The organism is Amycolatopsis keratiniphila subsp. keratiniphila (genome assembly GCF_001620365.2).
GTDB lineage: Bacteria > Actinomycetota > Actinomycetes > Mycobacteriales > Pseudonocardiaceae > Amycolatopsis > Amycolatopsis keratiniphila.
Genome location: NZ_LQMT02000005.1, coordinates 1 through 13,975, shown reverse-complemented (window position 1 = coordinate 13,975; position 13,975 = coordinate 1). Strand labels below are relative to the sequence as shown.

16 protein-coding genes are annotated in these 13,975 nt (G+C 69.5%); 13 read left to right on the top strand and 3 right to left on the bottom strand.

The features are described from left to right. Positions 1-16 precede the first annotated feature (16 nt). The 6 genes from sucB (at position 17) to lipB (ending at position 5,919) form a co-directional block, all read left to right on the top strand. A complete protein-coding gene (sucB, locus tag AVR91_RS02065; RefSeq protein ID WP_063275534.1) occupies positions 17-1,762 on the top strand; it encodes a 2-oxoglutarate dehydrogenase, E2 component, dihydrolipoamide succinyltransferase in 1,746 nt (581 codons plus the stop codon). Between the two features lie 299 nt (positions 1,763-2,061). Further along, positions 2,062-3,132 carry a serine hydrolase gene (locus AVR91_RS02060; RefSeq protein ID WP_063275533.1) on the top strand — a complete coding sequence of 357 codons (1,071 nt, stop codon included), beginning with the start codon at positions 2,062-2,064 and terminating at the stop codon, positions 3,130-3,132. Positions 3,133-3,154: 22 nt separating this feature from the next. Next, positions 3,155-3,655: an ArsR/SmtB family transcription factor gene (locus AVR91_RS02055; protein WP_063275532.1), complete on the top strand. Its 501-nt coding sequence runs from the start codon at positions 3,155-3,157 to the stop codon at positions 3,653-3,655. 14 nt (positions 3,656-3,669) lie between these two features. Beyond that, entirely contained in the window at positions 3,670-4,554 is an 885-nt protein-coding gene (locus AVR91_RS02050; protein ID WP_063275531.1) for a TIGR01777 family oxidoreductase, read from the top strand. Next, positions 4,551-5,165 (top strand): phosphatase PAP2 family protein, encoded by a 615-nt coding sequence (locus AVR91_RS02045; protein ID WP_063275530.1) that lies wholly within the window; start codon positions 4,551-4,553, stop codon positions 5,163-5,165. The genes AVR91_RS02050 and AVR91_RS02045 overlap by 4 nt, the downstream gene beginning before the upstream one ends. Before the next feature lie 10 nt (positions 5,166-5,175). Further along, on the top strand, positions 5,176-5,919 hold the full coding sequence (gene lipB, locus AVR91_RS02040) for a lipoyl(octanoyl) transferase LipB (protein WP_063275529.1): 744 nt from the start codon (positions 5,176-5,178) through the stop codon (positions 5,917-5,919). Positions 5,920-5,935: 16 nt separating this feature from the next. Here the strand turns inward: lipB and AVR91_RS02035 are convergent, their stop codons facing one another. Both AVR91_RS02035 and AVR91_RS02030 read right to left on the bottom strand, forming a co-directional pair. Then, positions 5,936-6,871, bottom strand: a complete 936-nt coding sequence (locus AVR91_RS02035; RefSeq protein WP_063275538.1) for an LLM class F420-dependent oxidoreductase — start codon at positions 6,869-6,871, stop codon at positions 5,936-5,938. A gap of 25 nt (positions 6,872-6,896) precedes the next feature. Continuing rightward, positions 6,897-7,514, bottom strand: coding sequence for a TetR/AcrR family transcriptional regulator (locus AVR91_RS02030; protein WP_016336085.1), 618 nt, complete (start codon positions 7,512-7,514; stop codon positions 6,897-6,899). A gap of 132 nt (positions 7,515-7,646) precedes the next feature. Between AVR91_RS02030 and AVR91_RS02025 the strand changes: the two genes are divergently transcribed. The 5 genes from AVR91_RS02025 (at position 7,647) to AVR91_RS02005 (ending at position 11,816) form a co-directional block, all read left to right on the top strand. After that, the gene (locus AVR91_RS02025) at positions 7,647-8,177 is read left to right on the top strand and encodes a hypothetical protein (RefSeq protein ID WP_063275528.1); all 531 of its coding nucleotides are present in this window, start codon (positions 7,647-7,649) and stop codon (positions 8,175-8,177) included. A 43-nt stretch (positions 8,178-8,220) separates the two neighbouring features. Then, entirely contained in the window at positions 8,221-9,177 is a 957-nt protein-coding gene (locus tag AVR91_RS02020) for an oxidoreductase (RefSeq protein ID WP_063275537.1), read from the top strand. Between the two features lie 37 nt (positions 9,178-9,214). Next, the gene (gene lipA, locus AVR91_RS02015; protein WP_072026059.1) at positions 9,215-10,216 is read left to right on the top strand and encodes a lipoyl synthase; all 1,002 of its coding nucleotides are present in this window, start codon (positions 9,215-9,217) and stop codon (positions 10,214-10,216) included. A gap of 61 nt (positions 10,217-10,277) precedes the next feature. Continuing rightward, positions 10,278-10,940 (top strand): DedA family protein, encoded by a 663-nt coding sequence (locus AVR91_RS02010; protein ID WP_037344669.1) that lies wholly within the window; start codon positions 10,278-10,280, stop codon positions 10,938-10,940. A 9-nt stretch (positions 10,941-10,949) separates the two neighbouring features. Further along, positions 10,950-11,816, top strand: coding sequence for a patatin-like phospholipase family protein (locus AVR91_RS02005; RefSeq protein ID WP_063275527.1), 867 nt, complete (start codon positions 10,950-10,952; stop codon positions 11,814-11,816). Between the two features lie 89 nt (positions 11,817-11,905). Here the strand turns inward: AVR91_RS02005 and AVR91_RS43610 are convergent, their stop codons facing one another. Beyond that, the gene (locus AVR91_RS43610; RefSeq protein WP_228709104.1) at positions 11,906-12,058 is read right to left on the bottom strand and encodes a hypothetical protein; all 153 of its coding nucleotides are present in this window, start codon (positions 12,056-12,058) and stop codon (positions 11,906-11,908) included. Here AVR91_RS43610 and AVR91_RS02000 point away from each other — a divergent pair. Beyond that, positions 12,051-13,109 (top strand): L,D-transpeptidase, encoded by a 1,059-nt coding sequence (locus tag AVR91_RS02000; protein ID WP_228709103.1) that lies wholly within the window; start codon positions 12,051-12,053, stop codon positions 13,107-13,109. The genes AVR91_RS43610 and AVR91_RS02000 overlap by 8 nt on opposite strands. A 15-nt stretch (positions 13,110-13,124) precedes the next feature. Then, positions 13,125-13,871 carry an SIR2 family NAD-dependent protein deacylase gene (locus tag AVR91_RS01995; protein ID WP_063275525.1) on the top strand — a complete coding sequence of 249 codons (747 nt, stop codon included), beginning with the start codon at positions 13,125-13,127 and terminating at the stop codon, positions 13,869-13,871. Positions 13,872-13,975: the final 104 nt, after the last annotated feature.

Here is a 13,975-nt window from a genome sequence, read left to right as displayed (position 1 = left end):
AGGGAGTCAGCGAACGATGGCCTACTCCGTCACGTTGCCGGAGCTCGGTGAGAGCGTCACCGAGGGCACCGTCACCCGGTGGTTGAAGCAGGAGGGCGACACCGTCGAGGTCGACGAGCCGTTGCTCGAGATCTCCACGGACAAGGTCGACACCGAGGTCCCGTCCCCGGTCGCCGGCAAGGTCGTGAAGATCAGCGCTCAGGAAGACGAGACCGTCGAGGTCGGCGGCGAGCTCGCCGTCATCGACGACGGGACCGGCGGCGTGCCGGAGTCCTCCGGTTCGGCCGAGCCGGCCGCCGAAGAGGCGCAGCCGGAGCCCGAGCCGGAGCCCGCTCAGGAAGAGGCCTCCGCACCGTCCCAGCCGGACACCGCGCCGGCTTCGGGTGGCGAAGGCACCGAGGTGAAGCTGCCCGAGCTGGGCGAGAGCGTCACCGAGGGCACCGTCACCCGGTGGCTCAAGCAGGTCGGCGAGAGCGTCGAGGTCGACGAGCCGCTGCTCGAGATCTCCACGGACAAGGTCGACACCGAGGTCCCGTCCCCGGTCGCCGGCACCGTGCTGGAGATCCGCGCGGGCGAGGACGAGACCGTCGAGGTCGGCGGGGTGCTCGCGGTGATCGGTGCCGCCGGTTCCGCCCCGGCCCCGAAGGCCGAGCCGAAGCCGGAGCCCAAGCCGGAACCGAAGCCCGAGCCCAAGGCCGAAGCGGCTCCCGCGCCGAAGCCCGCCCCGGCTCCGCAGGCCGCCCCGGCCCCCAAGGCCGAGGCACCGAAGCCCGCGGCGAGCAGCGACAACGGCTCGGACAACGCGCCGTACGTGACACCGCTGGTCCGCAAGCTCGCTTCGGAGCACGGCATCGACCTGTCGTCGCTGTCCGGCAGCGGCGTCGGTGGCCGTATCCGCAAGCAGGACGTGCTCGCGGCCGCCGAGGCCAAACAGAAGGCCGCCCCGGCTCCGGCCGCGCAGCCCGCTGCCGCCGCCCCGGCGCCCGCCGCCGCCCCGTCGGCTCCGCGCAAGGCCGCGGTTTCGCCGGAGCTCGCGGCCCTGCGCGGCACCGTGCAGAAGGCCAGCCGGATCCGGCAGATCACCGCCACGAAGACCCGCGAGTCGCTGCAGGTTTCCGCGCAGCTCACGCAGGTCCACGAGGTGGACGTCACGAAGATCGCCAAGCTCCGCCAGCGGGCGAAGGCGGCCTTCAAGGAGCGCGAGGGCGTCAACCTGACGTTCCTGCCGTTCTTCGCGAAGGCCACCGTCGAGGCGCTCAAGCAGCACCCGAACGTCAACGCGTCCTACAACGAGGACACGAAGGAGATCACCTACCACGGTGCGGTGCACCTGGGGATCGCGGTGGACACCGAAAAGGGTCTGCTGTCGGTGGTCATCCACGACGCGGGTGAGCTCAGCCTCGCCGGTCTCGCGCACCGCATCGCCGACCTGGCGGGCCGCGCGCGTTCGGGCCAGATCAAGCCGGACGAGCTTTCGGGCGGCACCTTCACGATCACGAACATCGGCTCCAACGGCGCCCTGTTCGACACGCCGATCATCGTGCAGCCGCAGTCCGGCATGCTCGGTACCGGCGCGGTCGTGAAGCGCCCGGTCGTGATCGCGGACGCCGACGGCAACGACACGATCGCCGTCCGGTCGATGGCGTTCCTGCCGCTGACCTACGACCACCGCCTGGTGGACGGGGCCGACGCTGGCCGCTTCGTCACGACGATCAAGCAGCGTCTGGAAGAGGGCAACTTCGAGGACGAGCTCGGTCTCTGATCCTCCGGTAGTCCGTGAAGGCCCTCGTCCCGCTTCGGCGGGGCGGGGGCCTTCGCCTTTCCCTCCCCCCGCGCTTCGTGCCCTCACGACTCCTGGATGTCATGAAAGGGTCGTTCAGGACACATTTCGTCCTGAACGACCCTTTCATGACATCCAGCACCGATTCCGTCTCCCCACAAGTCCGTGAAGGACCCCTTCACGGACCCGGCCGCATCCAGAGGACGAAATGCGGTCGTTTGACAGCTACCCCGGACTCTAGTATTCCGGAATTACGGAAAACAAGAGGGAGGGTATCGACCATGCTGACCAGACGCCATCTGCTCGCGGGTGCCGCCGCGGGATCGGCCGCGCTGCTGCTGCCGGGAACCGCGAGCGCCGCCCGGCCGGACACGACCACCGAACAGGGCTGGCTCGACTGGATCGCCGCACACCGGCAAGACGTCTCCGTCCTGATCGACGACGGTGACGGCCGCCGCGCCGCGCGCAACCCCGACGTCCGGCGGGTGCTGGCCTCGTCGATCAAGGTCGTGCATCTCAGCGCGTACGCCGAGAGCAGGCTCGATCCGCGGGAGCGGATCCGGGTGGGCGACTGGGACGCCCACCACCCCTTCGTCGCCGACGGCCGCGCGCATTTCCGGGCGCTGAACTGGCTGGGAGTCCCCTGCGACGACTACGGCATCGCCAAGGATCCCGACCAGCGCGTGCCACTGGCCAGGCTCGCCGAAGCGATGATCCTCTTCAGCGACAACGCCGCCACGGACTATCTCCGCACCCGCCTCGGCGACCCCGCCCTCCAGCGGGCGGCGGCGCGGGGCGGCTGGTTCCGGCCGGACACCCGTTCGCTCGGCGGCGAGGTCCTGATGCTGATGATGCCGGAGTACGCGCCCCCGTCCGGGAGCCCGGTCGCCGTCCGGCGGGCGATGGGCGACGCGGTCGCGCGCCGCTTCGTCCGCGATCCGGCGTTCCGCGCCGAGGCGTTCGAGCGGTGGCCGGACATGCCGGGCACCTCGGACGCCCAATGGCCGTGGATCAAGGGACACGGCCGAGGATCGGCGACGGAGCTGTTCGCGCTGCACCGCAGTATCGCGAAGGGGCTGTACGCGCCCGCGCGCGAAATCCTCGCGAAGCCGCTCTCGGACCGCGTGCCACCCGGAGCGAGCGAAGTCCTCTTCAAGGGTGGAAGCCTGCCTCGAACACTGACCATCGGCCTTTCCGTCCGCTGGCCGGGCGGGCGTTCGGGCACGGCGGCCGTCCTGCTCACCGGCGTGAGCGATCAAGACATGCAGAACGCCCTGCCGCTCATCGACCTCGTGCTCGCGGCGCTGTCCGATCCGGCGCGCTTCACCGCCCTGGAACGAGCGCTCCGCTGACGCGACGGTATAGATAACCGGCATGGACGCTGAGCTCGCCGACCGGATCGCCGCCCTCGAAGCCCGGGTCGCCGCGCTCGAAGACCGGCACGGCGACCACCAGGCCGAGCAGGCGGCGAGCCCCGGCGGGATCGTCGGCTACCACGGCGAGCTGACCGAACCGCTCGAATTGAGCTGGGCGATCAACGTCACGCCCGGTCCGGTGCTGGGATTCGAGGACGGGCCGCGGGTCGAGGTGCTCGCGGCCCTGTCCAGCACCGCGCGGGTGGCGCTCGTGCGGACGCTGGCCGAGAAGGGCGCGCAGACCGCGCCCGCCCTGCAGGAGGCCGCCGAACTCGGGTCGCCAGGCCAGCTGTACCACCATCTCAAGGCGCTGACCGGCGCCGGGATCGTCGAGCAGGACAAGCGCGGCAGCTACCGGCTTCGCCCCACCGCGACGATCCCGGTGCTGGTGCTGCTCACCGCCGCGTCGGACGTCGCCGGGCAACTGAAGAACCTGAGCGTGCGTCCGGATCGCGGATAGGACACGATCGGATCATGCGAGTTCTGATCGCGGGCGCGAGCGGACTGATCGGCACCTCCCTGACGACACGGTTACGCCGTTCCGGGCACGAGGTCGTCCGCCTCGTCCGCCGGGAGGAGCGGGCGGCCGACGAGCGCCGCTGGGATCCCCCGGCCGGCGAGATCGCCGACGGCGCGCTCGACGGGGTCGACGCGGTCGTGAACCTCGCGGGCGCGCCGCTGCTGCCCGGACGCTGGAGCGCGGCCCGCAAACAGGTACTTCTCGACAGCCGGGTCGAACCGACGGAGGTGCTCGCGGAAGCCGTCGCCGAACACGGGATTCCCGTACTGGTCAACGCTTCCGCCGTCGGCTACTACGGCGACCCCGGACCGTCCCTTGTGGACGAAACGAGTCCGGCGGGACGCGGTTTCCTCGCCGGGCTCTGCACTGCCTGGGAAGGCGCCACCGAGGCCGCGGCCACCGCGGGCGCCCGGGTCGTGCGCATCCGCACCGGGCTGGTGCTCGCGCGCAAGGGCGGGCTCCTTGACGTCCTCCGGCCGCTGTTCCGCTTGGGGCTCGGCGGAAAACTCGGCGACGGCAAGCAGTACATGCCCTGGATCTCGCTCGAAGACGAGGTCGGCGCGATCGTTTTCGCGCTGGAGAACGAATCCCTGTCGGGTGCGGTGAATCTCTCGGGGCCACAGCCCGCCACGAACGCCGTCTTCACGAAGGCACTGGGCCGCGCAGTGCATCGGCCCGCGATCTGGCAGGTGCCCGGGTTCGCCATGAAGATCGCCCTCGGGCAGGCGGCCGAGGAGATGGCGTTGTTCGGGCAGCGCGCCATGCCGCGGGTGCTGGAGGAGGCTGGATACGCCTTCCGCCATCCGACCCTCGAGGACGCGCTGGCCGCCGCGACATGACCTTGCAGCGCGGGCTGTACACCCTCGCCGGCTTCCTGCTGCTGGTCGGCTTCGTCACACTCGGGCTGTCCGTCGGCGAGCGGCCGCCGCCGGTGGACGTCGTCCTCGCCGACGCGTTCCGCGACCAGTACACCCGGCCCGCCGGGCAGGTGGCCGGCCTGGTCACACACGTCCTCGGCCCGGTACTGCCGTTCGCACTGGGCGCCGTGCTGGTCGTGGTCGCGTGGCGCCGCCGGGACCTGACCGTCCTGTGCGTCAAGCTCGCCGTCGTCCTGCTGCTGTGCCGTATGACCAGCCTGATCGCGAAACCGGCCTTCTACCGGGAGCGACCTCGTGAATTCCCCGATCTGAGTTATCCGAGCGGGCACGTGGTCGCCGTCGCGTGCACCGGGTTCGTCGCGGTCCTGCTGTGCGCGTGGACGCGTCCGCATCTCACTCGCCTGGCGATCACGATCGCCGCCGCGGCGACGGTGCTCGGCGCCCTCTGCCGCATCGTGCTGGGCGTGCACTGGCTGACCGACACGGCGGGATCCGTGCTCGCGGTGGGGGGTGTCGGCCTGATTTCGGCGGCCGGGCTGGGCCTGCTCCCCCTGCCGAAAGACCCGGCGTAGTGTCGCTGACGTGAGCTCTTCGACCACGTCATGCCGTGCCGCCACCGAGCCCGTCGACGTCCGCGAGATCGGGACGATCGACTACACCGAAGCCTGGGAACTCCAGCGCCGGCACGTGACAGCCCGTGCCGACGGCGAGGGTCCCGACACCATGCTGCTGCTGGAACACCCGTCGGTGTACACGGCGGGCAAGCGCACCGAAGCCGAGGACAGGCCGACCGACGGCACCCCGGTGATCGACGTCGACCGCGGCGGCAAGATCACCTGGCACGGGCCCGGTCAGCTGGTCGGGTACCCGATCGTCAAACTCGCCGACCCGATCGACGTCGTGCATTACGTGCGGCGTCTCGAAGAGGCCCTGATCACCGTGTGCGACCAGCTCGGCGTGCACACCGGCCGGGTCGAGGGCCGCAGCGGCGTCTGGATCCCCGCCGACGACCGCGGCCCGGAGCGGAAGATCGCCGCGATCGGCATCCGCGTCCAGCGAGGCGTGACCATGCACGGTTTCGAGCTGAACTGCAACGCCGACCTCGGCGCCTTCGACAAGATCGTCCCGTGCGGCATCCGGGACGCGGGCGTGACTTCGCTCTCCTACGAGCTCGATCGCGAGGTCACCGTCGCGTCGGTGCTGCCGATGGCGCGTGACGCCGTGCTCGCGGCGCTGGAAGGCGAGCTGCCGGTGAGCGACGAGCGCTGGCTGCCGCGTCCCGAAGCCCCGGCCGCCCCCGGCGTCACTTTCGCTCTGCAGAACTAAGGAAGCGCGTGAAGCGTCAGTCCAGCTGAGGGGCGACCTCGGAAGCGATCAGCTCGACCTGGTCCAGATCCGAAAGGTCCAGCAGCTGCAGGTAGAGCCGGGTGATCCCGGTCTTCTCCCGCCACTGCCCGACCTTCTCGACGACCTCCGACGGCGTCCCCGCGAGCCCGTTCTCCCGCAGCTCGGACACCTCGCGCCCGAGCACCGAAGCACGCTTGGCGACCTCGGCGTCGTCACGGCCCACGGCGACGACGAGCGCGGCCGACCGGATGATCTCCTTGGGGTCGCGGCCGATCTCACGCGCGGCGTCGTCGACGCGGCCGAACTGCTCGGCGGCGGCCTCCGGGGCCGCGAACGGCAGGTTGAACTCGTCCGCGTAGCGGGCGGCGAGCGCCGGGGTGCGCTTCTTGCCGCCTCCGCCGATGATCACCGGCGGCCGGGGCCGCTGCGCCGGCTTCGGCAGGCCGGGCGAGTCGACGAGCTTGTAGTGCTCGCCGTCGAAGGAGAACGTCTCCCCCTCCGGCGTCTCCCACAGCCCGGTCACGACGGCGAGCTGCTCGGCGTAGCGGTCGAAGCGCTCCTTGATCGGCGGCAGGTCGAGGCCGTAGGCGGTGTGCTCGTCGTCGTACCAGCCCGAGCCGAGGCCGAGTTCGACGCGGCCGCCGGACATCTGGTCCACCTGCGCGACCGAGATCGCGAGCACCGACGGATGCCGGAAGGTGGCGGCGGTGACGAGGGTGCCCAGCCGCACGCGGCGCGTCTCGCGGGCGAGACCCGCGAGGGTGATCCACGCGTCGGTCGGCCCCGGCAGCCCGGTCGCCGAACCCATCTTCAGGTAGTGGTCGCTGCGGAAGAAGGCGTCGTAACCCGCGTCCTCGGTGGCCTTCGCCACCCGGAGCAGGTCTTCGTAACTGGCCCCCTGCTGGGGCTCGGTAAAGATCCTGAGGTCCACGAACGCCACCCTAGCTACGGGACGTTCAGCTCGCTTTCCCGTGCTCGGCGGGCGGAACACGGCGAAACCCGACGAGCAGCCGCACCAAGACCTCCTCGACCTGGGCGCTGACCTTCTTCGGCTCGGGAGACGAGGCGATCTCGATCGCGGCGCTCGACAACGCGCCGAACAGCAGCCGCGCTGTGACGTCCACCGGGACGTCGTCGACCTCGCCGACCTCGATGAGCGACTGGATCCCGGTGCGGACCAGGCCGAAGCTGCACCGCTCCTCCGCCTCGCGCCAGCGTTCCCAGCCCATCACCACCGGCGCTTCGTGGATCGCGATGCGCTGGTACGCCGGGTCGAGACAGCTCTGCAGGAAGCCGCGCAGCCCCGCGAGCGCCCGCTCCCACGGCGAGGCCGGGCCGTTCATGATCTTTTCGAGCCGGTCGAAGACCTGGCTCTCGACCGTGTCGAAGGCGGCCTCGAACAGCGCCTGCTTCCCACTGAAATGGTGGTACAGCGCGCCTTTCGTCACCCTGGCCCGCTTGGCGATCTCGTCGAGAGACGTGCCGGCGTAGCCGCGTTTGGTGAACAGCTCGACGGCACTCTCGACGAGCGCCGACCGGGTGGACTCGGAATAGTCCAGCCGCCTTGACCTCATTGTCGCCACCTTCACAACTTTACGCCGCCGGTCCCGCTCCATACCCATGGTATGTTGACTGCTGTCAGGTCCGTACCGGGAGTATGCCGCAAACCTGCGGTATGAACCGGGTCACGGAGGGGAGCCCACATCATGAGCTGGAACGACTTCTACCAGCGGCGCGACATCCTCGAAGCCGCACTGCGCCAGGCGGGTCACCACCCGTCCGACGCGATCTCACTCGAAGAAATCCCCGGCGCCACCAAGTACTTCGCGACCGAAGAGGAGCTTCTGGTCGCGCTCCGGTACAAGTGGAACCAGGTGTTCGCCGGTCACCTCCGCGCCGAGATGGCCGATCCGGACTACGCCGACCAGGACCTCGCACTCGACCGCGTCGAAGCCGTCACCCGCGCCTGGAACAGCGCCACCACCGAACACGAGACCCTCCGCGCCGTTCTCGACGCGGCTCTCGAGCGGTGCCCCGCGCTGATCCCGTCGCACGAAGCCGAACTGCGCATGCTCGCGCTGACGGCGGGGCTGGCCGACGGCAAGGAACCGGCCGACGAGATCACCAAGGTCGGCAGCGCGTTCGCCACCCTGCTCCGGCACGGACGGCACGCGAAGCCCGCCCGCCGCCGCAGCCCCATGGGTCACCTGCTCCGGTTGCTCGCGCCGAGCGCCTGATCCGGCGTAGCGGCCCCGCCGACGATGTAGTTAGGTGACCGACATGGCTGCTCACGCGCGCTGGACCGAGGCCGACATCCCGGATCAGACCGGCCGGACCGTGTTCGTCACCGGGGCGAACTCGGGGCTCGGGTTGCGCATGTCCGAGGTGCTCGCGGGCAAGGGGGCCCGCGTGCTGCTCGGCTGCCGGTCTCCGGAGCGCGGCGCCAAGGCGCTGGAGCAGGTGCGCGCGGCCGCGACCGGGGAGGCACCCGAGCTCGTCCGGCTGGATCTCGCCGACCTCGATTCGGTCCGCGAAGCCGCGAAGAAGGTCCAGGAGCTGACAGGCGGCAAGCTCGACGTCCTGGTCAACAACGCGGGCGTGATGGCGACCCCGCGCGGCCACACCAAGGACGGTTTCGAAACCCAGTTCGGCACGAATCACCTCGGGCACGCGGTGCTGACCTGGCTGCTGATGCCGTCACTGCGCAACGGTTCGGGAGCGCGCGTCGTCACCTTGTCGAGTGTCGCGGCGACGGGCGCCCGCATCGACGTCGCCGACCCGAACTTCGAACGCCGGATGTACAACCCCGGCTCGGCCTACGGCCAGTCGAAACTCGCCAACCAGGTCTTCGCGCTCGAACTCGACCGCAGGCTGCGCGCCGCGGGCGACGGCGTGATCAGCGTGGCGGCGCACCCCGGCTACACGTGGACCGGACTCGGTTCGGGGATGGCCCGCTCCTACCGCAACCCGGTGGTGCGCGCGCTCGTCGCCGGGGGCAACCGGATCGGCGAGATCTTCATCGCGCAGAACGCCCGCCAGGGCACGCTCCCGCAGCTGTTCGCGGCGACGTCGCCGGAGGCCGAAGGCGGCGATTACATCGGCCCTCGCGGGCTCGGCGGACTTCGCGGCGCCCCGGTCAAGGTGCGCCCGCTGGCCGCCGCGAGGAGCGCATCACTCGGCGCCGCGTTGTGGGATCTGACCACCAAGTTGACGGGCGTCACCCCCGACCCCGCGTGAGCGGCGAGCACTGCTCCGGCGGGCGTAGGGTGACGGTGTGAGTGCTGCCCCAGATGGCCGCAAGCTGTTGCGGCTCGAGGTCCGGAATTCCCAGACTCCCATCGAAAAGAAGCCGTCGTGGATCAAGACGCGCGCCCGGATGGGTCCGGAGTTCACCGAACTCAAAGGCCTGGTGCGCCGCGAAGGCCTCCACACCGTCTGTGAAGAAGCCGGCTGTCCCAACATCTACGAGTGCTGGGAAGACCGCGAGGCGACGTTCCTGATCGGTGGCGACCAGTGCACCCGGCGCTGTGACTTCTGCCAGATCGACACCGGCAAACCCGCCGAGCTGGACCGCACCGAGCCGCGCAAGGTCGCCGAAAGCGTCCAGGCGATGGGCTTGCGCTACTCGACGGTCACCGGCGTCGCGCGTGACGACCTGGAGGACGGTGGCGCGTGGCTGTACGCCGAGACCGTTCGTCAGATCCACGCGCTGAACCCGGGTACCGGTGTGGAGCTGCTGATCCCGGACTTCAACGCGGATCCGGACCAGCTGGCCGAGGTCTTCGGCTCCCGCCCCGAGGTGCTCGCGCACAACGTCGAGACCGTCCCGCGGATCTTCAAGCGGATCCGGCCGGGTTTCCGCTATGCGCGGTCGCTGGAGGTCATCACGAAGGCTCGTGAGGCCGGTTTGGTGACGAAGTCGAACCTGATCCTCGGCATGGGCGAGACCCCCGAAGAGGTCGCGCCCGCGATGAAGGACCTGGTCGACGCGGGCTGCGAGATCCTCACGATCACCCAGTACCTGCGACCCTCGCCGAGACATCATCCGGTCGATCGCTGGGTCAAGCCGGAAGAGTTCGTCGAGCACTCGAAGGCGGCCGAGGCGATGGGCTTCGCCGGCGTCATGGCCGGGCCACTGGTCCGCTCCTCGTACCGCGCCGGTCGCCTTTTCGCCCAGACGAAGGCCCACCGCGGCGAGCCGCTGTCGGAGAACCTGGCCCACCTCGCCGCCGAAGGTCCCGCCGCGCAGGAAGCCAGCTCGCTACTGGCCAGGTGACTCCGGTCACCCTCTTCGCGACATCGCCACCCACCAGGTCACGAATCAGTAAAGTGACCTGGTGGCGTTGGTAACTGATCTTCTGAACTGGCTGCAGGGACTCCCGGAACCGGGACTGGTCGCGGCGACCGGCGGACTCGTGTTCGCCGAATGCACCATCGGGCTCGGCTTCATCGCCCCCGGTGAATCGGGGCTGCTGGTCGCGGCCACGACGGCGACGTCGGTCTCGCGCTTCCTGACCCTGTGGGCCGTCGTGACGGTCTGCGCCGCACTCGGAGACTCGCTCGGCTACGCGATCGGCAAACGCTTCGGCCCGCGTCTGCGCGAGACGAAGTTGATCCGCAAGTACGGCCTCGACGCCTGGGACAAGGCGACAGGCGTGCTCGAACGGCGAGGCGCGTGGGCGGTGTTCTTCGCGCGGTTCCTCCCGGTGATCCGCACGCTGACCCCGGCCGCGTCCGGGACCTCGGGCCTGCCCTTCCGCAAGTTCCTGCCCGCCGCCGCGGCCGGTGCGGCCTGCTGGTCGGCCATCCACATCGGCATCGGTGCCGCGCTCGGCGAGGCCGCCAAGAAGGTCGAAGGCGCGCTCAACACCGGCGGCCTGGTCATCGTCGGCGTGCTCGTGGGCGTCGCGGTGTTCTTCCTGCTGCGCTACAAGAAGAAGAAAGCGCTCGCGGTCACGGCCGAAGAAGCCACCCCGGCGAAGGTCGGCGCGGACGACTAGATTCCGGGCATGACCGCCCTGAACCTGCCCCAGCCGATCGGTTTCGTCCTCGGTGGCGGCGGCAGCCTCGGAGCGATGCAGGTCGGCATGCTGCGGGCCCTCACGGAAGCAGGCGTCGCGCCAGACCTCGTCGTCGGCACTTCGGTGGGTTCACTGAACGCCGCCGTCCTCGCCCTCGGGGGTGAATCGAGCGGCAGGCTCGACCGGATCTGGTCCCGGATGACGCGGCACGAGGCGTTCCCCGGCGGCGTGCTCAGCCAGGTGCGGACCCTGCGGCACAGCAAGACCAACCTGTTCCCCAACACCGGGCTCGCCGCGATCGTCGACGAGCACATCGGCGAAGGCGTCCGCTTCGAGGATCTCGCGCTGCCGCTGGGTGTCGTCGCGACGGACGTCGACACCGCCGAGCCGCTGCTGATCCGTTCCGGGCCCGTTCTGGCGCCCCTGCTGGCCAGCTGCGCGATTCCGGGGATCTATCCGCCGGTGCCCTACGGGGAGCGCATGCTCTACGACGGTGGTCTGGTCGCCAACGTGCCGATGCGGCAGGCGCTCGCCATGGGCGCGAAATCGCTCGTCGTCCTCGACTGCGCCTTCCCCGGCAAGATGCCCGGCGCCCCGCAGACCTTCGCCGAGGTGATGATGTTCACCGCGATGATCAGCATGCGGAACCAGGCGGTCCTGGAGGCGCCGATCGCCGCGGCCGAAGTGCCCGTGGTCTACGTGCCGGGACCGAAGCCGGTGCGGGTCAGCCCGCTGGACTTCAGCCACACCGCGGCACTGACCGCTGAGGCCTACGACGCCGCGAAGACCTATTTGGGTGAATTGAGTGTCGATGGCCCCGGTCTTTATGGTGCGCCCGGTCTCGTCGTGGACTGAGAAGCAACCAACCGGCATCGATCACGTCTTCTTCGTCGCGTAGCTTTGAAAAAGGACCTTTCCGCTGACAGCGCGACGTAAAAAGAGAATCACATGTTTCCCAAGAAGACATTACTTTCGACGGCCGGAATACTCGCCGCGGTACTGCTGGCCTCGGCCTGCTCGTCCTCCGGCGGCACCGATACTCCGAATTCCTCCGGCCCGAGCGCCGGATCGGACGAAAGCGCGGTTTCGGTGACCATCGAACCGGCGGGCGGGACGAACGTCAATCCGGCGACCCCGGTGGTGGTCAAGGCCGAGCACGGCAAGCTGATCGACGTCACCGTCAGCAACGCCGACAAGGGCAACCAGGTGAAGGGCGAACTGGCGAGCGACGGGCTCAGCTGGAAGACCACCGAACCGCTCGGCTACGGCAGCACCTACAAGATCGTGGCGCATGCCCAGGGCACCGACGGAAAGCCCGTGGAGCAGCAAAGCAGGGTCTCCACGCTGAGCCCGAAGCAGCAGGCGAACCCGAACCTGATCCCGGCGCCCTCTGCGGTCGCTTCCGGCGGTGTCGGCGTCGGGCAGCCGATCGTGTTCACCTTCGGCCAGCCGGTGAAGAACAAGGCCGACGTGGAGAAGAAGCTGTCCGTGGAGTCCACGCCGAAGCAGGAGGGCTCCTGGTACTGGATCGACGACAAGAACGTCCATTACCGCCCCAAGGTCTATTGGCAGCCGGGGACGACGCTCAAGGTGTCGGCGATGATCTACGGCGTCGATTTCGGCAATGGCGTGTACGGCGCGACCGATCGCACCGAAACGTACAAGGTGCACGATTCCTGGGTCGCGAAGGCGGACGGCAACACCGAGCAGATGCAGATCTTCCACAACGGCCAGCTCGCGAAATCGATGCCCATTTCGATGGGCAAGGACGCCACACCCACCCATTTGGGCGCGCACGTCATTTCGGACAAACACGAGAATTACACGATGGACTCGTGCACCTACGGCGTCTGCCAGGGTCAGCCGGGGTACTACAGGTCGAACGAGAAGTGGTCGCTGCGCATCTCCAACGACGGCGAGTTCGTCCACGAGAACCCGAACAGTGTCGGCGCGCAGGGCAGCTCGAACGTGTCGCACGGGTGCATCAACCTCAACGCCGCCAACGCGCAGTGGTTCTACCAGAACATGGGGCTCGGCGACGTCGTCGAGGTGACCAACTCCGGTGGCCCGCAGCTGCCGGTGTGGGACCTGTACGGCGACTGGTCGAAGTCGTGGGCGGACTGGCAGGCGGGCAGCGCGCTCAAGTAGAGGGATGATGGGCCGGTGACCAGCACCCTGAGCACCGCCCGCTCGCTCGTGGCCGGCGCCGGCCGGATCGTCGCACTGACCGGCGCCGGGATCTCCACGGACTCGGGGATCCCCGACTTCCGCGGCCCGCAAGGCCTGTGGACCCGCGACCCCGGCGCGGAGAAGATGTCGAACCTCAAGGCGTACCAAGGCAGCCGCGAGGTCCGGGAACGAACCTGGCAGGCGCGGCTGGTGCATCCCGGCTGGGACGCCGTGCCGAACGCGGCGCACTACGCGCTCGAGCGCCTGTCGCCGACGTGGATCATCACCCAGAACATCGACCGGCTGCACCAGAAGGCGGGCTCACCACCCGAGCGGGTGCTGGAACTGCACGGGACGATGTTCGAGTCCGTCTGCCTGTCCTGTGACGATCACCGGGACATGCGCTCGACGCTGGAACGCGTCCGGGCAGGCGAAGCCGATCCGCCCTGTCTGGTGTGCGGCGGCATCCTGAAGTCGGCCACCGTCTCCTTCGGGCAGCACCTGGACCAGAACCTGCTCCGAGCCGCGCGGGCCGCCGTCTCCGACAGCGATCTCCTGCTGGTGGCCGGGTCCTCCCTGAGCGTGCAGCCGGCCGCCTCAATGGTGAGCGTCGCTTCCCGCGCCGGCGCCGCCGTGGTCATCTGCAATGGCTCCGAAACGCCTTACGACCACATGGCCACCGCCGTCGTCCGCGGCCCGCTCGCCGAGACCCTCCCGGCCCTCGCCCCTTCCCGCATTTAGTCCTCCAAATGCGGCCGGCCGCGCCCCTGGTCACGTGTCTGCCCCCGTCACTCGCGTGATTGAGGCCGTGACTCGCGTGATCAGGGGCGGATCTCGCGTGATCA